Genomic DNA, 23,811 nt, shown 5'->3' on the forward strand with positions numbered 1-23,811 from the left:
GCCCAGACCCGCCTTAATCATTTCACCTGAACCCCGCACACTGCTGCCCACTCGAACAGTCTCACTCAACAGGAGCACTTCCATGAGCATTCCCTCTTTCGGCCTGGGCACCTTCCGCCTCAACGGCCAAGCCGTCATCGACTCGGTCAGCTCGGCACTGCAACTGGGCTACCGCGCCATCGACACCGCACAGATCTACAAGAACGAAGCCGACGTGGGCCAGGCCATTGCCGAAAGCGGCGTGGCGCGCAGCGAGCTGTTCATCACCACCAAGATCTGGGTCGACAACTATGCAGCCGACAAACTGATCCCCAGCCTGCGCGAAAGCCTGGCCAAACTGCGCACCGACTATGTCGACCTGTTGCTGATCCACTGGCCCGCACCGGGCAATGGCATCGAGCTGCCCGAATACATGACTGCACTGGCTGAGGCCAAGGCGCTGGGCCTGACCCGCCAGATCGGTGTGTCCAACTTCAACATCGACCTGGCCCGCCAGGCCATCGAAGTGGTGGGCAAGGGCGAAATCGCCACCAACCAGATCGAGCTCAGCCCTTATCTGCAAAACAGCGCGCTGAGCGCTTTCCTCAAGGAACAGGGCATCACCGTCACCTCCTACATGACCCTGGCCTATGGCAAGGTCCTGAAGGACCCGCTGCTGGCCGAAATCGCCGCCAAGCACAAAGCCACCGTCGCGCAGGTCGCGCTGGCCTGGGCCCTGCAACTGGGTTATGCGGTAATCCCGTCTTCCACCAAGCGCGAAAACCTGGCCAGCAACCTGCTCGCCCGTGACCTGCACCTGGATACCGACGACATGGCGCGCATTGCCACCCTCGAGCGCAATGGCCGCGAAGTCAGCCCCGACGGCCTGGCGCCGCACTGGGACTGAGCCGGCTGAACCTGGGTTGCGCTACGGTGCCAGAACTCGATATTACCCCGTACAGCGCATTGTTCCGCAGCCCGCAACTATGAAGTGTCAAACGCACCCATTCTCCTCACCAGACTCGGTGACTACTCTGAACAGGTGCAAATCACCTCAGGAGTGCCTACGATGCCCCGCCCACCGCTGCCCCCCTTCACCCGCGAAACCGCCATCGAAAAAGTCCGCCTCGCCGAAGACGGCTGGAACAGCCGCGACGCGGCCAAGGTGGCACTCGCCTACACGCCCGATACGGTGTGGCGTAACCGCGTCGAGTTCCCCCGTGGCCGGGCCGAGGTGCAGGCCTTTCTGACACGCAAGTGGAACCATGAGCTGGAGTATCGCCTGATCAAGGAGCTGTGGGCCTTCACCGGCAACCGCATTGCCGTGCGTTACGCCTACGAGTACCACGATGACAGCGGCCAATGGTTCCGCGCGTATGGTAACGAGAACTGGGAGTTCGCCGACGATGGCCTGATGCACAACCGCCATTCGAGTATCAATGAGCAACCCATAGCCGAAGCGGATCGCAAGTTCCACTGGCCCCTGGGCCGGCGCCCGGACGATCACCCTGGCCTCAGTGACCTGGGGCTCTGAGCACGGCGGCCCGGTCAACCGACCGGCAGTGTGACCCTGACCTCAAGCCCGCCGCCCTGGCGGTTGCTCAGGGTCACGCTGCCGCCCTGCTCCAGCACGATGGCGCGTGCCGCCGGCAAGCCAAGGCCCACCCCGCCGGTGTCCTTGTTGCGCGAGCCTTCGATGCGGTAGAAAGGCTCGAAAACGCGCGCCTGGAGCGGCTCAGCAATGCCCGGCCCTCGGTCAAGCACCGCAATGACGAGGTGCTCGTCAGCAACGTGCAACTGCACGGTCGGCTCACAGCCGTACTTCACTGCGTTGTCGATCAGGTTCACCACCACCCGTTTGATGCCGATGGGCCGGCCCGCATAGACGCAGCGGCGCGGGCCGCTGAGGCGGATGTCCAGGCCTGCATCCCTGAAGTCATCCACCACCGTCGACAGCAATTCACCCAGGTCAAACGCCGTGCTCGGCTCCAGCCGCGCATCGTCACGGAAGAACTGCAGTGCGGCGTCGACCATCGCCTGCATCTCGTCCACGTCCTTGAACAACTTGGCCTGCAGTTCACTGTCCTCGATGAACTCGGCGCGCAGGCGCATGCGGGTCAGCGGGGCGCGCAGGTCATGGGAGATGGCGGCGAGCATTTGCGTGCGGTCATCGAGAAAGTGCTTGAGCTGGGCCTGCGTGGCGTTGAAGGCAAGGATGGCCCGGCGCAGGTCGTAAGGGCCGACTACCGGTATCGGCGGCGCGTTGAAGTCCTTGCCAAAGCGCCGCGCCCCTTCGGCGAAACGCTCCAGAGGCTGGGCGAGGTAACGCGTGGCGAGCAGCGCCAAGGCCAGGCTGGAGGCAATCATCAACGCCAGAATGATCAGGTTGCGCGGCAGTTCATCCAGCCCCCAGCTGCGGTCGCTGGCGCGATACAGCAGCCACGACTTGTCCGACAGTTCGATCAGCAGGGCATACCCACGCTGCTGCGCCTGCGCGGGCAGATCCTGCGGTCCGAAGACCTCGATCTGCGCATCCGGGCGCTTCAACAGCGCACGCAAGGTCGGCGCGCCTTCGCGAAATTCGCTATCGGCCAGGGTCGGCAACCCAGCGTCGGCATGCCGCCGCAGCCATTGCACGCTGTAGGCCGCATCACCCGCTGCGCTGGCCAGGGCCGGCCGCTGCGCCGCAGGCGCGGCGTCGATCATGCGGGCGACCGAGGCAACCTTGTCGATCAGGCCGCTTTCCAGCAACGGCGGTTGCGCCCACACACTGAGCAGCACACTGAACAGCCACTTGAGCAGCAGCAGGCTAAGCATGGCAGCCAGGGTGGTGAGTGCAATCCAGCGGGCGATGGTGACCCGCGGTCGCGGCAGCGCCTTGCGCACCCAGGCGAGCGGGCTCATCGTTTGTTCACGCTGGCGCTGAACAGGTAGCCGACGTTGCGCAAGGTGCGGATCAGCGGCTCGCAGTCGTCATCGCGCTCAAGCTTGCGCCGCAGCCGGCTCACCTGCACATCGATGCTTCGATCATAGGCTTCGTGCGCTTTACCCCGCGCCAGGTCCAGCAATTGCTGGCGGCTGAGCACGCGCCTGGGGTGCTCGGCAAACACCAGCAGCAGTTCGAATTCGCCCGTGGACAAGGGGATCAGCACGCCCTCTGGCGAGCGCAACTCACGGCGCAGTACCTCCAGTTGCCAGCCCGAGAACTCAAGTACCGTACGCACGTCAGCGGGTGGGCTGCTCGCGCTTTCGCCTGCACGGCGCAGCACCGCCCGCACCCTGGCCAACAGCTCACGGGCAGCGAACGGCTTGGTCAGGTAGTCGTCCGCGCCCAGCTCCAGCCCGACCACACGGTCGCTCAGCTCGCCCATGGCGGTGAGCATGATCACCGCTACCTTGTATTCGGCACGCAAGCGCTGGCACAGCACCAGGCCGCTGTCGCCCGGCAGCATCACATCAAGAATGACTAGGTCTGGCACCCGCCGTTCGAGCGCCTGCCAAAGGCCTTTGCCATCACTGGCCACATCGACTTCGTAACCATGCTGACGGAGAAACTTCTGCAGCAGGTCGAGTACTTCGACATCATCGTCGACAATCAGCAAATGGCTCACACCGGGGCACCGCGAACAGGGACAGTAAAGGCTTACTGTACGGCCATCGCGCAGCTGCCGTCATATATTTCAACCCAGAAACAAAGTGACAACCGCGAAGCAATCCGGACATTCCCAGGCAATCAATCGGCCACACCATCGGCGCCAGTTCTTGTCAGGAATGCGCCCATGCCCACCCTCCCCCATGCCTGGTCTTCAGCCCGCAATGCCCTACTCGCCCTGTCACTGCTCGCCGCCGCGGGCTGCAGTCAGCGGCCGCCTGCCAGTGCCTGCGGGCCTGTGGCCTATCAACTCAGCGACCCCGCCGAACCCGCCAACCGCGCCGTGTTCGCCTTCAACCGAAGTGTCGATGACTACCTGCTGGCACCCATCGCCCGTGGCTATAGCGCATTGCCTGATTTCACCCAGCAGGGCGTGCACAACTTCGTCGCCAACTTCGGCGAGCCCAAGGTCTTTCTCAACGACCTGCTGCAAGGCAATGGCGAGCGGGCAATGACCAGCCTTGCACGCTTCACCTTCAACACGACCCTGGGCGTGGCAGGCCTGGTCGATGTGTCCGGGAAGATGGGGCTGGCCCGACACACCTCGGACTTTGGCCAGACCTTCGGTGTGTGGAACATTGCCGATGGCCCGATCGTCGAACTGCCGTTGCTCGGCACGCACAACCTGCGCGATGCAACCGGCAGGGTGCTAGGCATTGCAGTCGCGCCGTTTGGCGACAACAGCGACACGGTCGACACCCTGGGCAACGCGGCAACGGCAGGTGGGCTGGTGGATGGCCGCGCCGACGTGCTGCCGCTGACCGACAGGCTGCGCACTCAGCCAGACTACTATCAGGCCGTGCGCGACTACACTGCCCAGCAGCGTGCCGAGCGGGTGGCCGAGGGCAAAGCTGACCAGCCAGCGCGCTGCCAGGGGGTGCCGGCCGATGCGTGATGCACAACCACCCGTGGTACTGTTCAGGCGCCTGGAGAGCAACGCGCGGCAACAGTTGCTACACGAACTGGAGGCCCGGGTCTCCGAGGATGGCCGGGACCTGATCATCAGCCGCTATCGCGAACGCTCTGGCGAGGCAGCTGCGCAGCAGCGGCAAGAAGTGCACCGCCGCGTGCCCATCGCAACGCTGTTGAAGTGGATGGCCAGGGAAGGCGCAGAAGGCGAGCCATGCTGATGGCGTTTTTCGGTGTACAGTAACCCCACAACAAAGCCCGTCAAGGAGCCCGGCGATGACCGTGACGCTGTCCCCCCTGCAGATCGACTGCGATTTCGATTCCGGCAACATCCAGGTACTGGATGCCAGCAACCCTGCCCAGGTGCACCTGGCCATCCGCCCGGACACCCACAGCGGCCACTTCCAGTGGTTTCACTTCAAGGTCAGCGGGCTGACACCGGGGCAGGTCCATCGCTTCAGCCTGGATAACGCCTCCGAATCGTCGTACAAGCAGGCCTGGGCCGGCTACAACGCGGTGGCCTCCTACGACCAGCAGGCCTGGTTCCGCGTACCCAGCCAGTTCGATGGCAAGGCCTTGTCGTTCGAGCTGAACGCTGAGCACGAACAGGTCTGGTTCGCCTACTTCCAACCTTACCCTCGCGCCCGCCACAACCAACTGATCGAACGCGCACGGCAAATTCCGGGGGTCGAGCTGCTGGCATGCGGCCGCAGCGTGCAGGGCCGTGACATCCCTTTGCTGCGTGCCGGCAACGGCGCACCCGGCAAACGCAAGCTGTGGCTGATCGCCCAACAGCACCCGGGCGAACACATGGCCGAGTGGTTCATGGAGGGCGTGATCGACCGCCTGCAAGCAAACGATGACAAGGTGCGGCAACTCCTGGAAAAAGCCGACCTGTACCTGATCCCCAACATGAACCCGGACGGTGCCTTCCTCGGGCATCTGCGCACCAATTTCAAAGGCAAGGACCTCAACCGCGCCTGGCAGGACGCCAGCGTCGAACTCAGCCCCGAGGTATTCTTTGCCCAGGCGCAGATGAAGCAGTACGGCGTGGATGCATTCATCGATGTGCATGGGGATGAAGAAATCCCCCACGTGTTCACCGCAGCGTGTGAAGGCAACCCCGGTTACACGCCACGCCTGGCGACGCTGGAGGAACAGTTCCGTAGCACGCTGTGCAGCGTGACGCCTGACTTCCAGACCGTGCATGGCTACACGCGCGATGAGCCTGGGCAGGCCAATACCACGCTGGCGTGCAATGCCGTGGGGATGTCCCATGACTGCCTGTCACTGACGCTGGAGATGCCGTTCAAGGACCATGACGATGCGCCTGATCCGGTTGCCGGGTGGTCGGGGGCGCGGTCGAAGGCATTGGCCGGGGCTGTGCTGGAGACGTTGCTGAAAATGGTTGACGACCTGCGTTGATCGCAAGGGCCGACCGCTAAAACTGCACATCCAGCGTCACATTGTCGGTATAGGTGGCCGCCGGCGGTGTGGCCTGGTCGGTGTACACCTTGGCGTTGTAGTTGAACACCTGGCTGCCCGTGCCGGTGCCAGCCCCCGGGTTGATGTCGGCGTCACTGCTCGAACGCCGGTCACCGGTGACCGAGCCCCAGCGCACCGCGCTGGCGCTCTTGAAAATATCGTAGGCCAGGTAGTTGTTGGCTGCAGATTTCATCCTGCGCCGCCCGCCAGACACGTTCTGCCCGTCATCCAGCCCCACCGTGTAGCTGGTACCCTTGGTGCATGTCAGGCTTACGCCCTGGTTCACCGTGGCAAACCCCGATACCACGGGTGCACTGCCGAAACTGATGGCGGGGGTGGTGATCTGGCAGTCGTTGCTCACCGTCAGGCTGACCGTGAGCGGCTGGGTGCCAGAACTGTTGTCGCGCCCAATGCACAAGCCGCCAATGCCGATGCCGTCGCAATAGTTCCAGGCCCAGCCGACGCTCAGCGTTTCCTGATAAAGCCCCGCCGCAACGTTACTGCCGATCTGGGTCCGCATGTAGATCGGTACCGCCTTGGGCGTACCATTGAGCAACCCGAGCAGGTCGAGAATGCCGTTGCGGGCGAAATCGAAGGCCACGCCCCGGGTGATCGGGTAGTTGGTGCTGCTGTCGGCATACAACGTGTAGGGGATGACGTCGCCTGTGGGGCCGACCAAGCCACCTGTGGCCGGAAGTATGGTCGCTTTGAAGGTATCGCCGCTGCCGAGCACGCTGAGCACCGAGCCGTTGCACTGCAACCCCGAATTGCTGCTGAAAGCGGTCTGTACCGTGCTGCGCACCAAGGTCGAACTGATGGTGCCAAATGTCGCGGGCACCGTTGGCACTGACGTGCATTTGCCCCATGCCACACCTGCCGGCAGCAGCAGCGCGCTGGCCCATAACCTTCGCTGCCAGGCCTTCATCGGCACACCAATGGGCCAATCAAGGGGATCGACCCTGCACTTTCAGGCAGGTCGAATTCAACCTGGCAATGCCCGCCCCCCTCCAGCGCAACTTGCAGGCGGTTGTGCGGCGACAGGTTCTCCAGGTAGACCAACCCATCCCAGCCAACCACGGCCTGGCTGCCACTTTCCTCATGGGTCACGCGGCTGCCGAGTTTGATCACCTGCTGGTTGCCATCCACCAGTTCAATGCTCGCCGCCAGCACACGATTGATCGGGAACTCCAGCAAGTAACCACTGCCCCGACGGACCGCCACGCGTTGCTCCACTTCCGGCGCCAGGATGTCGGGCGGCAGGTCCATCGGGTCGATTTCATACTTGCCCCGGTAGTAGCCGCTGCTGTAAGGCACCAGCAGATGGCCATTGCTGTCGGTGCGGCCGATCTGCTGATTTTCGTAGCGCACCGGCACATCGGCATAGCCATTGGTGCTGACTACTACGAAGGCGTCGTCGATGCGGTTGGCGGCGAACACCCCGGCGTCCATCCACACCAGTGAGCCACTGGCATCAGCCCAACGGGTCATCTCGCCACTGCTGCCATACACACCGGCCTGCAACTGCACCGACTGCAGGCGCCAGGTGACATCGGCCTGGCGGTAGGCATCGCGGTTGCCACCGGTGGCGTAACCCAGGTTGTAGCCGACACCACCGCCCACCGGCACCGCACGGCTGTAATTGACCCGCTGCAGGTCCTCGCCTTCCTTGCTGCGCTCCACACTCATGGCCAAGGTGCCATTGAAGTCGAACGGAATCACCAGTTGCGCCTGCACGGCCCACTGGCTGTCACCAACCTCGCGGTTGCCCGACAGGTAGATGCTGGTGTTGCCCCATAGCGACTTGCTCCAGCTGAGGTTGATCAGCCGGGTGCGCGAACCGTCCCCGGCCCGGACATCGAAATAGCCGGCGCCGAGGCTGCCGTATTCGTTGAGGTTGAAGCTGACAGTGGCCTGCTCGCTGCGTTGGCTCAGCTGCATGTCCGGGCTGTCGACCCGTGACAGGTCGGCATAGTCGCCATAGCGCTGCAGGCGTTGGTAGCTGAAGCCGATGCGCTGGCTGTTGTACTGGTAGCCGAGGGCGACCTGATGGCCCTTCTCGCCCTCGAACTGGCTCTGCGCCAAGGCCGCGTTGAGCACCCCGAAGTTGCCCACTCGCATGTTGCCACCCAGCCCGCCCAGCAAAAGCGATTCAGAGGTTTCGATGTGGCTTTCGAGGGTAAAGCTGTCACTCAGGCCATAGCGCAAGCTGCCCGAGGCGACGCCTGGGCCGTAGCTGAAGTCGCGCACCGCGTAGTCGCGGCGCAGGCTACCGGCAGCTACCGAAAAGTCCGACAGACCTTTTTGCAGCAGGCTGCTGGTGACATAGAACGGCAGCGTGGTCGACACCTGCCGGCCAAGGGCGTCGGTGGTCACCACCACTGCCTCGCCGGCGCCGTTGATGAACGGCACGTTGGTCAGGGTGTAAGGGCCCGGCTGCAGCTCGGTAGTACTGGACTTGTAGCCGTTGATGAACAGGTCGAGCGAGGTCGGCACCGCCGCCTCTCCGGCGAATGCAGGCAGTGGGTAGGTGACCAGGTCGGGACGGGCGCCGAAGTCTCGCGACAGTTGCAGGCCGCCGACCCGCACCGAGCTGGTCCAGGGCAAAGCACCGGTGACGAAATCACCGGCTTCGTAACTGAGCAGGCGTTGTTCATCCGTGAAGCGCCAGGTGCTGTCGTAACGCAGGAAGCCCTGGCGCGTCTGGTCGGCCTGCGCACCATTGAACGACTGACGCCACTGACCGGTGCTGGAGAAGGTTCCCCAGCTATCGAACAGGCGCACTTCATTCCAGGCCGCCAGGTAGGTGCCGCCTTCATCGGTATCGTTGAGGTACAGGTCGTAGTTGAACAACACGCCGAAGCTGCTGCGTGCATCGCTGGCCGGGTACAGGCTGCGGTCGCCGACCTGTTGGCCCGGCAGCCAGGCGGGCGGTACTTGCAACAGCAGGCGTTGGTTCGCGCTGTCGTAGTCGGTGTGCAGGCCTGGCACCGCATCCAGGGCCAGTTCGCCCTGGGGCTCGCCCGGCAGGCTGATACCGGCAGCCCGCAACACATCGCTGCCCAGGTACAGGCGCCCGGCCCGTTGTTGCACGGGCACCAGCTCAGCCTTGGGCATCTGGTTCACCAGCAGGTCGAGGTACAGCGTGGCATCGGCGGTGGCGGACATCTCCGTTGGCGGTGGCGGCAGGTCGTTGGCCAGCACCAGGCAGGGGCCGAACATGGTCAGCCCCAGGCACCAGCGGCGCGTTGTCGCCGACAGCCAGTTCACACACGGTTTCCAACCATTGCCGGGTCCTCCCTGGCCCCTGCCCTTCATTCAATTGCTGGCTCATTGCCCTTGGCGGATGGCATCCGCCGCGCTCTGGCCATTGACCCGCCCCTTGAGCACGCTGCCGGCGCTCGGCGCCAGTGGTGCAGGCCAGCGCATGCTGGCACCGGGCAGCACATAGCCCAGCAGGCCTTCGGCCAATGGTTTGCTTTGGCTGCCCTGCTGCACCACCATGTCGGTCAGGCGCGCATGCACCGGGCCGGTGTTGCGCAGTTCCACGTAGGGCTTGCCCTGCACCGTCACCGCGCGCCAGCTCAATTGCGGCTTGCCCACGCCCTCGGCGTTGCGCTTGCCCTCGGGATCGGCCTTGCCCCACAAGCCTTCGCCGTAGACGAACAGCGGCACCGAGTAGCGCATCTGCAGGCGGATGGCGGCCGTGGCGCCCTGGCTGGCGGGGTCGGCCGGTATCGCCGGGGGGATTTCATCGATGATGATGCGATAGGCCTGCTCCTGGCCGGCGGGCGAGCTGCCGGTGCGGGTCAGGCGAATCAGCTGCTTCTGCCCGGGGGCGATGTTGGCCACTGGCGGGCTGCCAATGATGTCTCGCTGCGGCTGAAACTGCTCCTGGTAATCCCCCTGGCGCCAGGCGAACACCCGCACCTGCAAGTTGGCCGGGGCGCTGCCGCGGTTTTCCAGCCACAGCGCACCGGCCTTCTGGTCGGCCTCCAGCACCGGATCAATCGGCCAGATCAGCACCGAGGTGGCGGCCCCCGCCGGCAGGCTTGCCAGCAGCAACAACCCGATCAAACCATGCGCCCACTTCGCGCCTGCCCCCATGCCACTCTCCTTAGATTGCTGTCATTGGTGCCGGCTGTTTCACCAGGTCACCGTCACTTGCACTACATCGGTGTAGGTCCCTGCCGGCAGCGTGCCGGTCAACTGGGTTCGGCCATACACCGGCAACTTGATCGCCATGGGGTCGGTGTAACTGACCGCCACGCTCTGGCCGATGCCAAAGGCTTGGCTGTAGGCCGCGTCGCGGTACAACTGGTAGGCCAGCACTTGCGTGCCGCCCGTGCGTTTGAGGTTGCGGGTGCCGCTGGCGTTGTTCTGCCCGCCGTCCAGGCTCATGCTCAAGGCCACGCCTGGGGTGCACTGGAAGGTCACCGTGCTGCCCCCCAGCGAGGTGCTCAGGGTACCGCTGGCCAGCGCCGACTCGGTGCCGAAGTTGAGGGCCCCGTAATTGCTCACGCCCCCGACCACCAGGCAGCCGGCGACGATCTGTGCAGACACCTGGAACGTGCTGGTGGGCGCCGCACCCAGGGGCGTCGCCAGCAGCACAGCGATACCCGTGAGGCCACCTGCCAGCCAGGCGCGCATGGCTCAGAACGTCAGCTCGACCGCCACGGTGTCGGTGTACACCCCCGCCGGCAGCCCCGCCTTGCCGCGTGCCTGGCCGTACAGGTTGACGGTCTGCGCCACGCCGGTGCTGGTCGGCAAGGTGATGGTGCCGTCGATATCCAGCACCTGAGTGCGCCCGGTGTCGGTGTAGAAGTCATACGGCACGAAGTTGCCGGCACCGTCGGCGAGCGCACGCGTGCCGCCGCTGGACTGGCCATCGTTGGTACCGGCCCGCACGCGGATCGCCGGTATGGTGCCCGCCGAGCACAGGATGCTCATGGCGCCACCGCTACCGCCAAGCACCTGTGCGTTGGCGGTGCCGAACAGAGCATCCTGGGTACCGAAGTCGAGGGCACCGAAGTTCAACCCTGAACTCGCGGAACTGCCGTTGACCTGGCAGGCCGAGATCAGTGTCAGCGTCGAGGTGATGTTGCCGGTCACCGTGGCGGCCTGGGCCTGGGAAGCCAAGGCCAAACCGAGGCCGGCGAGGATGCAGTGGGTAAGGTTCGTTCGCATCGGAGTCTCCTTGCGTGGTTACCAGTCCAGGGTCACTCTCAGGGTGTCGCGGTACAGCCCGGCAGGCAGCGCGCGCGGTTGCGCCACCACCACACCGTAAATCGGAATCGGAATCTGCTGGGTGCTGCTGATGGTGAAGGCGCGCGCCTGGCCGATGCCGTAGCGGCTGTTGCCGCCTGGGTCTACCGCCAGTTGATAAGGGATCAGTTCACGGCCGTTGCTCAGGCGTCGCACACCGTCGCTGCCATTCAAGCCGCCATTGATCCGCACATTGAAGGCCCGCACCTCGGGCGTGCAGCTGATCTGCAAGCTGCCTTCACCAGCCACTTCGTCGACCCGGCTGCGCAGTGGCTGGTCCCAGTTCGGGCCGCGTTCACCGAAGTCCATCAGGCCGGGGTTGCCCAGAGTCGCGGGTTGATCGGTGCCGCTGCTGATCTGGCAGGCCGCGCTGATCACCAACCGTGCCTGGATGAAACCGGTGGTGGTGCCATGGGCCATACCGCCGGGCAACAGCAGTGGGCCAAAGGTAAGCAGCAGGATCGAGGTGCGGTTCATGGCGTCGCGTCCTTGTGCATGGTGGCGTCCCTACCAGGTGACCGTGATCTTGAGCAGGTCGCCATACAGGCCTGCCCGTGGTACCCAGGCCAGTTTGTCGATACGGGCGTATAACGGCAGTTCAATGGACCCGCTGTCCGGCACCCGTGCCGAATGCGCCACATCGACCGCAACCGGTTCGCGCCAGGCAGCGTCGCGGTACAAGCGATAAGGAATGGGCCGGGCCTTGGCGTCGTCGTTGGCCAGAAAGCGCAGCTCACCTGCGCCACCATGCTGGCCGCCATCGACCCGCACCTGGTAGGGCGTGTCAGGGTTGCATTCAAGGCGTGGCGGCCGTTGGTTGAGGAGTACACCGCTCAAGGGCGCATCAGGGCCATCCAGACGCGCAGCGCTACCCAGTTCGATCCGACCCAACGCTTGTGCGCCAGCGTCGCGCGTCTGGTTGACGAGCATGCAGCCGCGCTGCACCAGCACCCGTACTTCCACGAGAAAGTCAGCCGCTACGGCACTGCCGCTCAACATCAGGCCCAACAACGCGGCCACAAAGCGTTCCGTCACTTGATAATCCTTGTCGCTGTGTGCTCACCTGAGCGTAGCAGCGCGTTGGAATATCATTGATGGCTTCAAGCCATTTTTTGGTATTAGCGAGAAAGCGATAGCGCGTGTTCAAGGCCACTCCTCGACAGCCGTCAGGAAAAAATCTTCTTCATCAGCGAACCCCTCGTCGCACAGTGCCTCCAATGGCCATGAGCCGGCAAATCAGCCGACATTCTGGTACGGTGCATGGCTACTCTCATCCCGTGCCAGACAGATGCGGCATGCACGGACAGGCATGACAGGAGCGTTTTCATTGATGACTGCAGACAACCCATTCGCCGAGGCCGCAGAGCGCTGTGCCCAGGAGCCTATCCAGGTGCCTGGCAGCATCCAGCCCCACGGGTTTCTGCTGGTGCTGGACGAAACCGACCTGCGCATCCTCCAGGCCAGCGAGAACACCGAGCGCTGGCTCGGCTTGCCGGCCAGGGAACTGCTGGGCCGCACGGTTGCCGACCTGGTCAGTGACGCCTTCGATGTACGGGCGCACCTGGCGCGCCTGCCCGACGACGAGGCCTTTCCTTTCCATATAGGCGATGTACGCCTGCGCCAGGGCGCCCCCTGCACCGAGCCATTGCGCGTAATGGCCCACCGTCACGACCAGGTGCTGATCGTTGAGTTCGAGCCGGTGCGCAGGCTGGCGAACGCAGCCGAGCAAGGTGATTACTACCCACTGGTGCGCAGCTTTGTCGGTAACCTGCACCTGGCTGCCAGCCTTGAGGAGTTGCTGCAGCAGTCGGTGCAACAGCTCAAGCGCATCACCGGTTTTGGCCGGGTCAAGGCGTACCGTTTCGACAGCGAAGGCAACGGTCAGGTGCTGGCCGAGGTGGCCGACCCAGGCTACCCCAGCTACCTGGGCCTGTGCTTCCCCGCTTCGGACATCCCGCGCCAGGCCCGCGAGCTGTATCGGGTCAACCGTATCCGCGTGATCGAAGACGCCAACTACCAGCCCTCGCCGCTGGTGCCTGCCGCCAACCCGCGTACCGGCAAGGCACTGGACATGAGCTTCGCTGCGCTGCGCAGCGTGTCGCCGGTGCACCTGCAATACATGCGCAACATGGGCACCCTGGCGTCGATGTCGCTGTCGATCGTGGTCGACGGGCAGCTGTGGGGGCTGGTGTCCTGTCACCACGATCAGCCGCGCCCGGTGGGCCTGCCTACTCGCACCGCCTGCGAGCTGCTGGCCAGCGTGCTGTCGCTGCAGATCGAATCGCGCGAGTCCCACGCCAGCACGCGCAAACTGCTCGACCTGCGCCAGCACATCGTGCGCATGATTTCGTCGATGGCCGACCATGACAGCGTCAGTGACGGCCTGCGCGACCTGCCCGAGGTCTTGCTGGAGTTCGCCGACGCCTGCGGCGCTGCGGTGATCTCGGCCGACCGCTGCGACCTGATCGGCAAGACGCCACCGCAAGCGCAAGTCACGGCGCTGGTGCATTGGTTGGCCCAGCGCGGTGAAGACACGGTATTCCACAGCGACAACGTACGCCGCGACATCGACGAGTTGCCTGAGCTGGCGGCCCATGCCGGCGGTGTGCTGGCGGTGGCCATCTCACAAATCCATTCGCACTACCTGGTGTGGTTCCGCCCTGAACAAGTGCGCACGGTGAACTGGGCCGGGCAGCCTGCGAAACAGCTCGGCCCGCAAGGCCAGCTGGACCCGCGGCACAGCTTCGAACGCTGGCAGGAGGACGTGCGCGGTTATTGCCAACCCTGGGACCCTTTGATCGTCGAAGGTGTGGTTGAACTGCGCACCGCCGTGCTGGGCATCGTCCTGCGCAAGGCCGAAGAGCTGGCGCAACTGGCAGGCGAGCTGCGCCGTTCGAACAAGGAACTCGAAGCCTTTTCCTACAGCGTGTCCCACGACCTGCGAGCGCCCTTGCGGCATATCGCCGGCTACACCGAGCTGCTGGGCGAGATCGAGGGCCAGGGCCTGAGCGAACGCGGTCGACGTTTTTTGCAGCATATAGAAGAAGCGGCGCATTTTGCCGGCAGCCTGGTGGACAACCTGCTGAACTTCTCGCAGATGGGCCGCTCGGCCCTGCGCCTGTCGGATGTCGACCTCAATGCCCTGGTCGACGCCATTCGCACCGAGCTGGCCCCGGACTACCAGGGCCGCGAAATCGTCTGGGATATCGCCACGCTGCCGAAGGTGATTGCCGACCCGGCGTTCATCAACCTGGCGCTGCAGAACCTCATTGGCAACGCCATCAAGTACACCCGCGGGCGTGACCCGGCGCGTATCGAAATCAGCGCCCAGGTGCATCAGGGCGAAGTCGAGGTGTGCATCCGCGACAATGGCGTGGGGTTCGACATGGCCTACGCCAACAAGCTGTTCGGCGTATTCCAGCGCCTGCACCGTATGGAAGACTTCGAAGGCACTGGGATCGGCCTGGCAAGCGTACGCCGCATCATCGAGCGCCATGACGGCCGCGTCTGGGCGCAAGGCCAGATCGACCAGGGCGCCAGTTTTCACTTCACCCTCCCGCGGCCCGCCGCGACTACATGAGGCCCCTGTACCATCATGCTCAAACCCATCCTGCTGGTAGAAGACAACCCCCGGGACCTGGAGCTCACCCTGCTGGCCCTGGAGCGCAGCCAGTTGGCCAACGAAGTCATCGTGCTGCGTGACGGCGCCGATGCCCTGGACTACCTGCTGCGCCGCAACGCCTATGCTGCACGCGACGACGGCAACCCCGCCGTGCTGTTGCTGGACCTCAAGCTGCCCAAGGTCGATGGCCTGGAAGTGCTCAAGGAAGTCCGTTCCACGCCTGACCTGCGCAGTATCCCGACGGTGATGCTGACCTCGTCTCGAGAGGAGCCCGACCTGCTGCGCGCCTACGAGCTGGGGGTTAATGCCTACGTGGTCAAGCCCGTGGAATTCAAAGAGTTCGTCGCCGCCATCTCCGACCTCGGGATATTCTGGGCCGTGCTCAACGAACCGCCACCCGGCTCGCTGCGCCTAAACCGCCGCAGCAGCAATTGAGGCCACCGCAAAGATGCTGCCAACGCCGCTGAAACTGTTGATGGTCGAAGACAGCTCGATGGACGCCGAGCTGACCCTGCTGCGCCTGGAGCGCAGCGGGCTGCACGTTGAGTCGCAGCTGGTGTTCGACCATATAGGGGTCGAGCACGCGCTGCGTGAGGCTCATTACGACCTGATCCTCTGCGACTGCGTGCTGCCCGGCTCGTCCGGCACCGACGTGCTGGCCATTGCCCAGCGCCTGGCACCGGACACCCCGTTCATCTTCCTTTCCGGCATCTACGGTGAAGAGCACGCGGTGGAGATGATCCGCCTGGGTGCCACCGACTATGTGCTGAAGAAAAACCTGCCCCTGCTACCCAAGGCCGTGCGGCGGGCCCTGACCGAGGTACAGGAGCGCCAGCGCCGGCGCCGCGCCGAAGAAGCGCTGGCAGATGTCGAAGCGCGCGCACGCATCGCCATCGACGCCGCCGGCATGGGCACCTGGGACCTGCGCCCACAAGAAGGCCTGTTGCTGTGGGACGACCGCTGCAAAACCTTGTTCGGGTTGCCCACCAGCACCGAGATGAGCATGGAGGTGTTCCTGGCCGGCATCTACCCCGATGACGTCGCCATGGTCCGTGACGCCGTGCAGCATGCCATGCGCTCCGAGAGCGACGGCCACTACCGGGTCGAATTCCGTAGCGCGCTACTCGACGGCCTGGAACCGCGCTGGCTGCTCAGCAGCGGCCAGACCCAGTTCGTCGACGGCCAGTGCGTGCGCTTTTCCGGCGTGCTGCAGGACATCCATACCCAGCGCCAGGCCACCCAAGCCCTCAAGCAACTCAACGAGATGCTCGGTGAACGGGTCGAGCGCCGCACCCGTGAACGCGACCGTGCCTGGGAGCTGTCGCAGGACTTGCTGGCGGTGTTGAACAAAGACCTCACCCCGGTCGCGCTCAACCCGGCCTGGGAGGCGAGCCTGGGCCTTTCCCGCGAGCGGCTGAGCCAGGCGTCGCTGCTGCACCTGTTACCCGAACCCGATCAAGAACTGTTGCTCACCGAACTGGCCGCCCTCGCCCACGGGCGCACCAGCGCGCGCTTCGTCGGGCGCATCCTGCATGCCGGCGGCCAGCAGCGCTGGCTGTCCTGGGTGGTGGTACCGGAAGACACCCTGCTGTATGTGGTGGCCCGCGACATCACCAGCGAGCGCGAGGCCGCCCTGGGGCTGGCCGAGGCCAACACCCGCCTGCGTGAGCAAATCACCGAGCGCGAGCGCATCGAGGCCGCGTTGCAACAGATGCAGCGCCTGGAAGCGGTCGGCCAACTGACCGCTGGCGTGGCGCACGACTTCAACAACCTGCTGACAGTAATCCTCACCGGTGCCAGCTTCCTTGAGCGCGACCTGAACAAGGCCGACCTGAACAAGGCACGCACCCGCCTCACGCATATTCGCGAAGCGGGCGAACGGGGTGCCAAGCTGACCTCGCAGTTGCTGGCCTTCTCCCGACGCCAGCGCCTGGAGCCGGTGCCACTGAACCTGAACCGGACCCTGGCCGGCCTTGAGGAGTTGCTGCGCCGCACCCTTGGCGGCAACGTGTCGGTGCGCCTGGACCTGGACCCGAACCTGTGGCAGGCACTGACCGACCCGACCCAGACCGAGATGATCATCCTCAACCTGGCGATCAATGCCCGGGATGCCATGCCGGACGGCGGCCAACTGGCCCTCTCGACCCGCAACACCCACATCGAGGCCCGCCCTCAGCGCCCGGAAGACCCCGACCCCGGCGAGTACGTGATGCTGAGCATCCGCGACACCGGCTGCGGCATGAGCGAAGACGTGCTGGCCAAGGTGTTCGAGCCCTTCTTCACCACCAAGGACATCGGCAAGGGCTCGGGCCTGGGACTGGCCCAGGTATTCGGCTTTGCCAAGCAGTCGGGCGGTGGCGTGCGCATCGACACCGAGCCTGGTCGCGGCACTCAGGTGGCAGTGTACCTGCCGGCGGTAAAGGATCACGTGCAGAGCGAACCGGTGGCCCCACTGCTTGCCCAGCCGACCAGTGCAAGTGGCCACAACCGCACGGTGCTGCTGGTGGATGACGACCACCTGGTACGCGACATGCTCGGCGATGTGCTGCGCCAGTACGGCTATCAGGTGCGTCAGGCGCACAGCGGTGAGCAGGCCCTGGCCTTGCTCGATGACGAGATTGACCTGTTGCTGACCGACTTTGCCATGCCCGAATTCAACGGCGCGCAGTTGGCGCTGGCGGCGCGCGAACGGCACCCGCATTTGCCGGTGGTGTTTCTGACCGGTTATGCAGAGCTGGAGGGGTTGGAGTTGCCAGGTAGCCTGGTGATGCAGAAGCCTGTGCAGGCCGATGAACTGGCGCGTGCGCTGAGTGAACTGCTGCGCACCTCGCCGTAGTTTGCACCCCCTGCCCATGTCGCCGGCTTACCGGCGACATGGGCAGGTACAAACGCCGGAAACGACAAAACCCGGCGCTTGTCTTGCTAAGCACCGAGAAAAGAATAGGTAATGTGAAACAGAAAATGGCAGGGGCGGCTGGATTCGAACCAACGCATGGCAGGATCAAAACCTGCTGCCTTACCGCTTGGCGACGCCCCTGTATCGGATGCAGCAATTGCTGCTTTGACAATTCCAACTGCCTGACAACTGGGTTGTTGTCGTGGAATGCGCGGCACTTTAACAACATTCTTTAGAGCTGTGAACCCCCTTTATGAAAAAAAATGCTTTAAAACAGCAAGTTACTCTTCGTCACCGGCGCGAAGCGCCCATCCCCGGCAACCACCCGTCGCTTTCCCCCTGCCCCGCGTCAACACAATCGTATTTCACCCTTCCAATCAGATAAGCGCACTGCATTGACCAAGGAGGCACCCATGCCTGTCTCACACGACCTTTACCAGGACTTGCACTACCCCCGCGAAATCGTCCAGCAACGTCGCCAGCAGGACAGGGCCCTGGACCGGCTCTTGGACGAGTACATGGACATCGACAACCAAGTGCTGGCCGCCGAGTCGATCTCCGCTGGCAATTTCGTCGACGAAGACCTGCGCCACCTCAAGGAACGCCGCCTGGCGGTGAAGTACATGATCGAGCGCCAACTGGAACGTAAAGGCTGAGGGCCGCGCGAACCTATCTCGTCTGGCGATCATTGCCCACTGCTTTCTCTATTGGTCAAAATGGCGGCCTTCGCGCAAGCTGCGCCCCGCCCCCTCGACCAAGGAGCTATCGATTTGCCTGCCTGGATCCCTACACCGCTGCGTCAGCTCGGCCAGCGCCTGCGCGCAAGCGCTGCCCCTCAGAGCGAATTGCTGGCCTGGTTCGAGGACAAGGCCAGCAGCCGTGGCTACCAGCTCAGCGAGGGTCAGCGTCGGGTCATCCAGTGCATGGCCGAGCAGGTGGCACAGCTGGAAAACGGACAACCACGCAGCCTCTACCTGCATGGCTCAGTGGGCCGGGGCAAAAGCTGGCTGCTCGACGGTTTTTTCCAGGCTGTGCCGGTTGCGACCAAGCGGCGCCTGCACTTCCATGATTTCTTTGCCCGACTGCACCAGGGTATGCACCGCCACCGGGCGCTGGACGATGCCCTCGGGGCGACCCTGGACGAGCTGCTCGGCGCGTGTCGAGTGCTGTGTTTCGACGAATTCCATGTGCATGACATTGGCGATGCCATGCTGCTCACCCGGCTGTTCACCGCGCTGTTCGAGCGTGGGATATGGCTATTGGTAACGTCGAACTACGCACCGGAAGGGCTGTTGCCCAACCCGCTTTACCACGAACGTTTTCTGCCGGTGATCCGCCTGATCAACGGCCGAATGCAGGTGCTGGAAGTCGGCGGCGACACCGATTTTCGCAGCCTGCCAGCCAACCGCGAGCACCAGCGGTTTACCCAAGGTCACTATGTGTGGCCCGGCACCGCCGAGCAGCGCCAGGCACTGAACGTGCCGGGCGCGCAGCCTGCCACGCTGGATATCAACAAACGCAGCCTGCGCGCACTGGCCCATCAAGGTCGGCAGGTGATGTTTGCCTTCGACGACCTGTGCGAGCAGCCTACTGCGGTGATCGATTACCTGGCGCTGGCGGCGCAGTACGATGCGTGGGTCATCGATGGGCTGGGCGATTTGTCCGACTGCTCATTGGCCGCGCAGCAGCGATTCGTGAACCTGGTGGATGTGCTATATGACCAGGACAAGCAGCTGACGGTGATCGGGCAGCGTCCGCTGGATGAGAGCCTGGGTGGCGCGATTACCGACCTGATGCGCACGCGCAGCCGGCTGGGGCAGTTGCATCAGGTGGGGCCTGATTGATGCCGGGGCTGCCATGCAGCCCCAGCATCCCGCCTCAACCCGCCCGCGGCAGGTCCGCCAGCACCGCCTCGATTTCCCCCAGCACAGCGGGGTCATCCAGGGTCGAAGGCGGCACATAGTCCTGGCCATCGGCAATCTTGCGCAGCACCGCCCGCAAGATCTTCCCTGAGCGGGTCTTGGGCAACCGCTTCACCAGCCGCACCCGGTTGAAACACGCCAGTGCCCCGATTTCCTCGCGCACGTTGCCCACCAATTCGACCAACAACTGCGACTCGGCAATGCCTTCGCCATCCTTGAGCACCACCAGTGCCAAAGGCACCTGCCCCTTGATATCGTCATGCACGCCGATCACCGCGCATTCGGCGACCGCCGGGTGACGCGCCACCAGGTCCTCCATCTCGCCGGTAGACAGACGATGCCCGGAGACGTTTATCACGTCGTCCGTGCGCCCCATGATGTACACGAAACCGTCATCATCGAGATAACCGCCGTCGCCTGTGTGGTAGTAGCCGGGGTAGGTGCGCAGGTAGGCCTGCAGGTAGCGCTCGTGGTCGCCCCACAGCGTCTGGCTGCACCCGGGCGGCAACGGCAGCGCGATGACGATCGAGCCCTGGTGGTTGGGCCCCAGCAAATGGCCTTCATCGTCCAGCACACGTACGTTGTAGCCCGGCACGGCGCGGTTGCTCGAGCCCGCTCGCGCGGCGCTGCCGTCCAGCCCAACGCAAGGTGCGGTGACCGGCCAGCCGGTCTCGGTTTGCCACCAATGGTCGTGCACCGGTTTGCCAGTGACCCGCTCCAGCCATTCATGGGTGCTGGAGTCGAGCTTCTCCCCAGCCAGAAACAGCTGACGCAGCGAGCTCAGGTCATGCCCTTTGATCAACGCGCCGTCCGGGTCTTCCTTGCGGATTGCACGCATGGCGGTCGGCGCGCAGAACAAGGCGTTGACCTTGTATTGCTCGACCACCCGCCAATACGCCGAGGCGTCCGGGGTGCGTATCGGTTTGCCCTCATAAAACACCGTGGTGCAACCGCTCATCAACGGGCCATACACAATCAGCGAATGGCCGACCACCCAGCCCACATCGGAAATCCCCCACCACACGTCACCGGCCTGCATACCGTAGATGTGGCGCATGGCATAGCACAGCGCTACCGCGTTGCCGCCGTTTTCCCGCACGATGCCCTTGGGCTTCCCGGTGGTACCGGAGGTGTACATGATGTACAGCGGGTCACCTGCATCCAGCTCGACAGGGGCGACCGGCTCGGCCATTGCCAGCGCTTGCTGCCAATCGAGGTCGCGGCCAGGCTGCAACGGGGCGCGGGCCTGGGGCCGCTGCAATACCAGCACATTGCGCGGCTGGTGGCGGGCCAGTTGCAGGGCGCGATCGACCAACGGCTTGTATTCGATCACCCGGTCGAACTCCAGGCCACAGGACGCCGTCAGCAGCAACGCGGGCCGGGCATCATCGATGCGCAAGGCCAGTTCGTTGGCGGCAAAACCGCCGAACACCACCGAATGCACCGCACCGATCCGCGCGCAGGCCAGCATGGCCATGGCCGCCTGGGGCACCATGGGCATGTAGATGATCACCCCGTCCCCCTTGTTGACCCCCAGCTGGCGCAGCAAGCCCGCCAGGCGTGCCACCTCGTCGCGCAACTGACGATAGGTATACGCCTGTTGCACGCCTGTCACAGGCGAGTCGTAGATCAGCGCCAACTGCTCGCCGCGACCTTGTTCGATCTGGTGGTCGAGGGCAAGGTGGCAGCTGTTCAGGCGGCCGTCGGCAAACCAGCGGTGGGTACCGTCCGGGTTGTCCTGCAAGGTGAGGGAAGGCGTGCGGTGCCAGGCCAGGTGCGCGGCCTGTTCGGCCCAGAATGCGGCAGGGTCGGCAATGGAATGGGCGTAGCTGTGCTGATAGCTCATGGCGTAGAAAACCCGGTACTTGTTGTTATTGAAGGGCGAAACTTGAGTATGGACCGCCACACCGGGGCCGCCATGGGACTAAAGTCACAACCGACCTGCAAATTTGCAGACAACGCCAATACGCCCCATAACGGTGCAAATTCTCTAGAATAGGCCTCCCCTTCCGCCACTGAGCACCCCATGGATATCGAACAGGCCCGTACCTTTCTGGAAATCGTGCGTTGCGGCAGCCTGGTCGCCGCCGCTGAGCGCCTGTTCGTGTCGCAGACCGCGATCACTGCACGGGTGCAGCGCCTGGAGCAGCAACTGGGCTGCCAGTTGTTCGTACGCAGCCGCAACGGCGCCAGCTTGACCAGCGATGGCGAGGCCTTCGTCAGCTATGCCAACCAGCTGGTGCAGACGTGGGAGGCAGCGCGCCGCGACCTGCCGCTGCCTGAAGGGTGCCAGCAGGTGCTGCATGTGGGCGGCGAAGTGAGCCTGGGCAACCCGATGATGCTCGACTGGGTCAGCGCCCTGCACCGCGAACTGCCCAGCCATGCCATCCGCAGCGAGGTGAGCGATGGCGAGTCGCTGCTGCGCAAGGTGGAGATGGGCCTGCTGGACGCCGCGCTGGTGTATCAGCCGACCTACGGGCCGGGCCTGCAGGTGGAGCAATTGATGGAAGAGAAGTTGATCCGCGTGCGCCGGGTTGACCAGCCAGACCCGTACATCTACATCGACTGGGGGGAGGCATTCCGCCGCCAGCACGACGCTGCCCTGCCCGACTGCGCGCGCCCGGCACTGAGCTTCAACCTCGGGCCCCTGGCTCTGCAGTTCATCCTCGACCAGGGCGGCAGCGGCTACTTCCGTACCCGCGTAGTGCAGGCCTATCTGGACAGCGGGGTGTTCGAGCGGGTACCCCAGGCACCAGAATTCACCTACCCGACATTTCTGGTGTACCCGCGCAAGCGCGACAGCGAGGCCCTGCAACAGGCATTCGCGATACTGCGCCGGCTGGTGGCCGCCGGCGCCAGCGACTGGTCACAGCGCTGGGACCCGGTGATCTGAAGCAGTGCCTGCGGCGCTGAGCAACTGGCGTTTGAGGCCGGCGATCAGGTCGGTCTGGGTGACCACCCCGACCAATTGGCCAGCGTCGATTACCGGCAAGCAGTGCAGCCCTTGTTCACACAGCAAGGGCAACAGGCGCTCCAGCGGGTGCTGGCTGCTGACACTGATCACCCGCCGGCTCATCACCTGCGCCATGCGCACCGCCTTGCGCCCGAACAGGCCGCGCCAACGGAACTGCCCCCGCTGCATGGCCGGCCCGACCAGGTCGCTGAGGCTGACGATGCCTACCAACTTGCCGTGCTGCAGCACCGGCAGGGTTTTCAGGTGGTGACTGGCCAGCATCGTCCACGCCTGCTCCAGGGTGGTGTCGGGTGACGCGAACTGCACATCCCGGGACATCACCGATGCCGCCGTGATACCGCCAAGGCTGCGTTGCAGGGCATGTTGCTCGGTGGCAAGGATGATGCGTTCCAGCTCGTCGCGGGTGACGTCTACGAACTCGCCCAACTCTTCAAGCGCCTGGTCCAGATCGGCGCCGCTGACCCCCACGCGCTCACTGGGCAATGGGTCATGGGTGTGATGCAGCTCTTTGCGCGGGGCATTGCCCTTGGGGTAGCGCACGCCGGTCAAACGGTTGTAGAGCACCGCGACTGCCACCAGGATCAGCGCATTGAGCAGCACCGGCTCCAGCAGATGGTCACCCAGGGCCGTAAGCCCCGAATCGGCCAGCACTGCACTCACCGCCACCCCACCGCCCGGCGGGTGCAGGCAGCGCAGCAGGCACATCGACAGCACCGAGATCGCCAGGGCTGCGGCAGCCACCCACAGCTCAGGCCCGAAGCCCTGGCGCATGGCCAGGCCGACAGCGCCCGCCAGGGCGTAACTGCCCAGCACTGGCCAAGGCTGGGCCAAAGGGCCGGAATGCACGGCAAATACCAGCACTGCCGAGGCAGCCAAGGGGCCTAGAAGGTGCAAGGCGATGCCAGGGCCGTAGGCCAGGCTGGTCAGCCAGCCGGCGAGGAACAGGCCGAGCAGTGCACCGGCTCCAGCACGCAGCCATTCTTTAGGGGATGTATTGAGGGGCGCAGGCAACAGCCGCTGCAGACGACTTTCGGAACGCGAGGCAGGCATTGGAATAATCGGGATCGTAGTTTTTCTGGTGAAAAAGAAAGCCCAGCCGAGCTGGCCTGG

General features: G+C 64.4%; 22 protein-coding genes and 1 tRNA gene. 11 read left to right on the top strand and 12 right to left on the bottom strand.

What is annotated here, in order from left to right; genetic code table 11:
- Positions 1-82 precede the first annotated feature (82 nt).
- Together dkgB and LOY26_RS17395 are read left to right on the top strand one after the other, a co-directional pair.
- Positions 83-886 carry a 2,5-didehydrogluconate reductase DkgB gene (gene dkgB / locus LOY26_RS17390; protein WP_186654992.1) on the top strand — a complete coding sequence of 268 codons (804 nt, stop codon included), beginning with the start codon at positions 83-85 and terminating at the stop codon, positions 884-886.
- Positions 887-1,048: 162 nt separating this feature from the next.
- The gene (locus LOY26_RS17395; protein WP_033699026.1) at positions 1,049-1,513 is read left to right on the top strand and encodes a DUF1348 family protein; all 465 of its coding nucleotides are present in this window, start codon (positions 1,049-1,051) and stop codon (positions 1,511-1,513) included.
- A gap of 14 nt (positions 1,514-1,527) precedes the next feature.
- Here the strand turns inward: LOY26_RS17395 and LOY26_RS17400 are convergent, their stop codons facing one another.
- Positions 1,528-2,883, bottom strand: a complete 1,356-nt coding sequence (locus LOY26_RS17400) for an ATP-binding protein (RefSeq protein WP_186654997.1) — start codon at positions 2,881-2,883, stop codon at positions 1,528-1,530.
- Positions 2,880-3,590, bottom strand: a complete 711-nt coding sequence (locus LOY26_RS17405) for a response regulator (protein ID WP_186655011.1) — start codon at positions 3,588-3,590, stop codon at positions 2,880-2,882. The genes LOY26_RS17400 and LOY26_RS17405 overlap by 4 nt, the downstream gene beginning before the upstream one ends.
- Before the next feature lie 168 nt (positions 3,591-3,758).
- Between LOY26_RS17405 and LOY26_RS17410 the strand changes: the two genes are divergently transcribed.
- Genes LOY26_RS17410 through LOY26_RS17420 form a run of 3 tightly spaced genes read left to right on the top strand, consistent with a single transcriptional unit; the run spans position 3,759 to position 5,965 of the window.
- Positions 3,759-4,526, top strand: a complete 768-nt coding sequence (locus LOY26_RS17410) for a VacJ family lipoprotein (protein WP_258713931.1) — start codon at positions 3,759-3,761, stop codon at positions 4,524-4,526.
- Positions 4,519-4,761 (top strand): hypothetical protein, encoded by a 243-nt coding sequence (locus LOY26_RS17415; RefSeq protein WP_258713932.1) that lies wholly within the window; start codon positions 4,519-4,521, stop codon positions 4,759-4,761. Before LOY26_RS17410 ends, LOY26_RS17415 begins: the two co-directional genes overlap by 8 nt.
- A gap of 55 nt (positions 4,762-4,816) precedes the next feature.
- Positions 4,817-5,965: a M14-type cytosolic carboxypeptidase gene (locus LOY26_RS17420; RefSeq protein ID WP_258713933.1), complete on the top strand. Its 1,149-nt coding sequence runs from the start codon at positions 4,817-4,819 to the stop codon at positions 5,963-5,965.
- Positions 5,966-5,981: 16 nt separating this feature from the next.
- Here the strand turns inward: LOY26_RS17420 and LOY26_RS17425 are convergent, their stop codons facing one another.
- From LOY26_RS17425 to LOY26_RS17455, 7 genes are all read right to left on the bottom strand, one after another.
- Positions 5,982-6,950, bottom strand: coding sequence for a spore coat U domain-containing protein (locus LOY26_RS17425; protein ID WP_186655022.1), 969 nt, complete (start codon positions 6,948-6,950; stop codon positions 5,982-5,984).
- The gene (locus LOY26_RS17430) at positions 6,947-9,244 is read right to left on the bottom strand and encodes a fimbria/pilus outer membrane usher protein (RefSeq protein ID WP_258714921.1); all 2,298 of its coding nucleotides are present in this window, start codon (positions 9,242-9,244) and stop codon (positions 6,947-6,949) included. Before LOY26_RS17430 ends, LOY26_RS17425 begins: the two co-directional genes overlap by 4 nt.
- A gap of 108 nt (positions 9,245-9,352) precedes the next feature.
- Positions 9,353-10,129 (bottom strand): molecular chaperone, encoded by a 777-nt coding sequence (locus LOY26_RS17435; protein WP_186663184.1) that lies wholly within the window; start codon positions 10,127-10,129, stop codon positions 9,353-9,355.
- A gap of 39 nt (positions 10,130-10,168) precedes the next feature.
- Positions 10,169-10,672, bottom strand: a complete 504-nt coding sequence (locus LOY26_RS17440) for a spore coat U domain-containing protein (protein WP_186655027.1) — start codon at positions 10,670-10,672, stop codon at positions 10,169-10,171.
- Between the two features lie 3 nt (positions 10,673-10,675).
- Positions 10,676-11,209, bottom strand: coding sequence for a spore coat protein U domain-containing protein (locus tag LOY26_RS17445; protein ID WP_186655029.1), 534 nt, complete (start codon positions 11,207-11,209; stop codon positions 10,676-10,678).
- An 18-nt stretch (positions 11,210-11,227) separates the two neighbouring features.
- The gene (locus LOY26_RS17450) at positions 11,228-11,764 is read right to left on the bottom strand and encodes a spore coat U domain-containing protein (RefSeq protein ID WP_258713934.1); all 537 of its coding nucleotides are present in this window, start codon (positions 11,762-11,764) and stop codon (positions 11,228-11,230) included.
- A 30-nt stretch (positions 11,765-11,794) separates the two neighbouring features.
- On the bottom strand, positions 11,795-12,322 hold the full coding sequence (locus LOY26_RS17455; protein ID WP_258713935.1) for a spore coat U domain-containing protein: 528 nt from the start codon (positions 12,320-12,322) through the stop codon (positions 11,795-11,797).
- A 295-nt stretch (positions 12,323-12,617) separates the two neighbouring features.
- Here LOY26_RS17455 and LOY26_RS17460 point away from each other — a divergent pair, with 295 nt between their 5' ends.
- The 3 genes from LOY26_RS17460 to LOY26_RS17470 are packed head-to-tail and all read left to right on the top strand — an operon-like array spanning position 12,618 to position 17,745.
- On the top strand, positions 12,618-14,867 hold the full coding sequence (locus LOY26_RS17460; RefSeq protein ID WP_258713936.1) for an ATP-binding protein: 2,250 nt from the start codon (positions 12,618-12,620) through the stop codon (positions 14,865-14,867).
- Positions 14,868-14,882: 15 nt separating this feature from the next.
- Complete coding sequence (locus tag LOY26_RS17465) at positions 14,883-15,344, top strand: response regulator (RefSeq protein ID WP_186655050.1); 462 nt, start codon at positions 14,883-14,885, stop codon at positions 15,342-15,344.
- Positions 15,345-15,357: 13 nt separating this feature from the next.
- Complete coding sequence (locus LOY26_RS17470; RefSeq protein WP_258713937.1) at positions 15,358-17,745, top strand: hybrid sensor histidine kinase/response regulator; 2,388 nt, start codon at positions 15,358-15,360, stop codon at positions 17,743-17,745.
- Between the two features lie 126 nt (positions 17,746-17,871).
- On the opposite strand, the gene LOY26_RS17475 is transcribed toward LOY26_RS17470, so the two are convergent.
- Positions 17,872-17,946 (bottom strand) — tRNA-Gln (locus tag LOY26_RS17475).
- A gap of 272 nt (positions 17,947-18,218) precedes the next feature.
- Here LOY26_RS17475 and LOY26_RS17480 point away from each other — a divergent pair.
- Both LOY26_RS17480 and zapE read left to right on the top strand, forming a co-directional pair.
- Positions 18,219-18,461, top strand: a complete 243-nt coding sequence (locus LOY26_RS17480) for a hypothetical protein (RefSeq protein WP_186655053.1) — start codon at positions 18,219-18,221, stop codon at positions 18,459-18,461.
- Between the two features lie 114 nt (positions 18,462-18,575).
- Positions 18,576-19,649 carry a cell division protein ZapE gene (zapE, locus tag LOY26_RS17485; RefSeq protein ID WP_047581101.1) on the top strand — a complete coding sequence of 358 codons (1,074 nt, stop codon included), beginning with the start codon at positions 18,576-18,578 and terminating at the stop codon, positions 19,647-19,649.
- 34 nt (positions 19,650-19,683) lie between these two features.
- Here the strand turns inward: zapE and LOY26_RS17490 are convergent, their stop codons facing one another.
- Positions 19,684-21,573, bottom strand: coding sequence for a propionyl-CoA synthetase (locus LOY26_RS17490; protein WP_186655072.1), 1,890 nt, complete (start codon positions 21,571-21,573; stop codon positions 19,684-19,686).
- A 180-nt stretch (positions 21,574-21,753) separates the two neighbouring features.
- On the opposite strand from LOY26_RS17490, the gene LOY26_RS17495 reads away from it, so the two are divergent.
- Entirely contained in the window at positions 21,754-22,620 is an 867-nt protein-coding gene (locus LOY26_RS17495) for a LysR family transcriptional regulator (protein WP_186655077.1), read from the top strand.
- Here LOY26_RS17495 and LOY26_RS17500 read toward each other — a convergent pair.
- Positions 22,594-23,751 (bottom strand): HPP family protein, encoded by a 1,158-nt coding sequence (locus tag LOY26_RS17500; RefSeq protein WP_258713938.1) that lies wholly within the window; start codon positions 23,749-23,751, stop codon positions 22,594-22,596. The two genes, LOY26_RS17495 and LOY26_RS17500, sit on opposite strands and share 27 nt — an antisense overlap.
- Between the last annotated feature and the right edge of the window lie 60 nt (positions 23,752-23,811).

The sequence above is a fragment of the Pseudomonas sp. B21-047 genome, from assembly GCF_024748775.1.
GTDB lineage: Bacteria > Pseudomonadota > Gammaproteobacteria > Pseudomonadales > Pseudomonadaceae > Aquipseudomonas > Aquipseudomonas capeferrum.

What these genes read in the sequence shown, in the direction of transcription:
- dkgB (WP_186654992.1), top strand. Translation starts at nt 83, where the DNA reads ATGAGCATTCCCTCTTTCGGCCTGGGCACCTTCCGCCTCAACGGCCAA.
- LOY26_RS17395 (WP_033699026.1), top strand. Translation starts at nt 1,049, where the DNA reads ATGCCCCGCCCACCGCTGCCCCCCTTCACCCGCGAAACCGCCATCGAA.
- LOY26_RS17400 (WP_186654997.1), bottom strand. Translation starts at nt 2,883, where the DNA reads ATGAGCCCGCTCGCCTGGGTGCGCAAGGCGCTGCCGCGACCGCGGGTC.
- LOY26_RS17410 (WP_258713931.1), top strand. Translation starts at nt 3,759, where the DNA reads ATGCCCACCCTCCCCCATGCCTGGTCTTCAGCCCGCAATGCCCTACTC.
- LOY26_RS17415 (WP_258713932.1), top strand. Translation starts at nt 4,519, where the DNA reads ATGCGTGATGCACAACCACCCGTGGTACTGTTCAGGCGCCTGGAGAGC.
- LOY26_RS17420 (WP_258713933.1), top strand. Translation starts at nt 4,817, where the DNA reads ATGACCGTGACGCTGTCCCCCCTGCAGATCGACTGCGATTTCGATTCC.
- LOY26_RS17425 (WP_186655022.1), bottom strand. Translation starts at nt 6,950, where the DNA reads ATGAAGGCCTGGCAGCGAAGGTTATGGGCCAGCGCGCTGCTGCTGCCG.
- LOY26_RS17430 (WP_258714921.1), bottom strand. Translation starts at nt 9,244, where the DNA reads ATGTTCGGCCCCTGCCTGGTGCTGGCCAACGACCTGCCGCCACCGCCA.
- LOY26_RS17435 (WP_186663184.1), bottom strand. Translation starts at nt 10,129, where the DNA reads ATGGGGGCAGGCGCGAAGTGGGCGCATGGTTTGATCGGGTTGTTGCTG.
- LOY26_RS17440 (WP_186655027.1), bottom strand. Translation starts at nt 10,672, where the DNA reads ATGCGCGCCTGGCTGGCAGGTGGCCTCACGGGTATCGCTGTGCTGCTG.
- LOY26_RS17445 (WP_186655029.1), bottom strand. Translation starts at nt 11,209, where the DNA reads ATGCGAACGAACCTTACCCACTGCATCCTCGCCGGCCTCGGTTTGGCC.
- LOY26_RS17450 (WP_258713934.1), bottom strand. Translation starts at nt 11,764, where the DNA reads ATGAACCGCACCTCGATCCTGCTGCTTACCTTTGGCCCACTGCTGTTG.
- LOY26_RS17460 (WP_258713936.1), top strand. Translation starts at nt 12,618, where the DNA reads ATGACTGCAGACAACCCATTCGCCGAGGCCGCAGAGCGCTGTGCCCAG.
- LOY26_RS17465 (WP_186655050.1), top strand. Translation starts at nt 14,883, where the DNA reads ATGCTCAAACCCATCCTGCTGGTAGAAGACAACCCCCGGGACCTGGAG.
- LOY26_RS17470 (WP_258713937.1), top strand. Translation starts at nt 15,358, where the DNA reads ATGCTGCCAACGCCGCTGAAACTGTTGATGGTCGAAGACAGCTCGATG.
- LOY26_RS17480 (WP_186655053.1), top strand. Translation starts at nt 18,219, where the DNA reads ATGCCTGTCTCACACGACCTTTACCAGGACTTGCACTACCCCCGCGAA.
- LOY26_RS17490 (WP_186655072.1), bottom strand. Translation starts at nt 21,573, where the DNA reads ATGAGCTATCAGCACAGCTACGCCCATTCCATTGCCGACCCTGCCGCA.
- LOY26_RS17495 (WP_186655077.1), top strand. Translation starts at nt 21,754, where the DNA reads ATGGATATCGAACAGGCCCGTACCTTTCTGGAAATCGTGCGTTGCGGC.
- LOY26_RS17500 (WP_258713938.1), bottom strand. Translation starts at nt 23,751, where the DNA reads ATGCCTGCCTCGCGTTCCGAAAGTCGTCTGCAGCGGCTGTTGCCTGCG.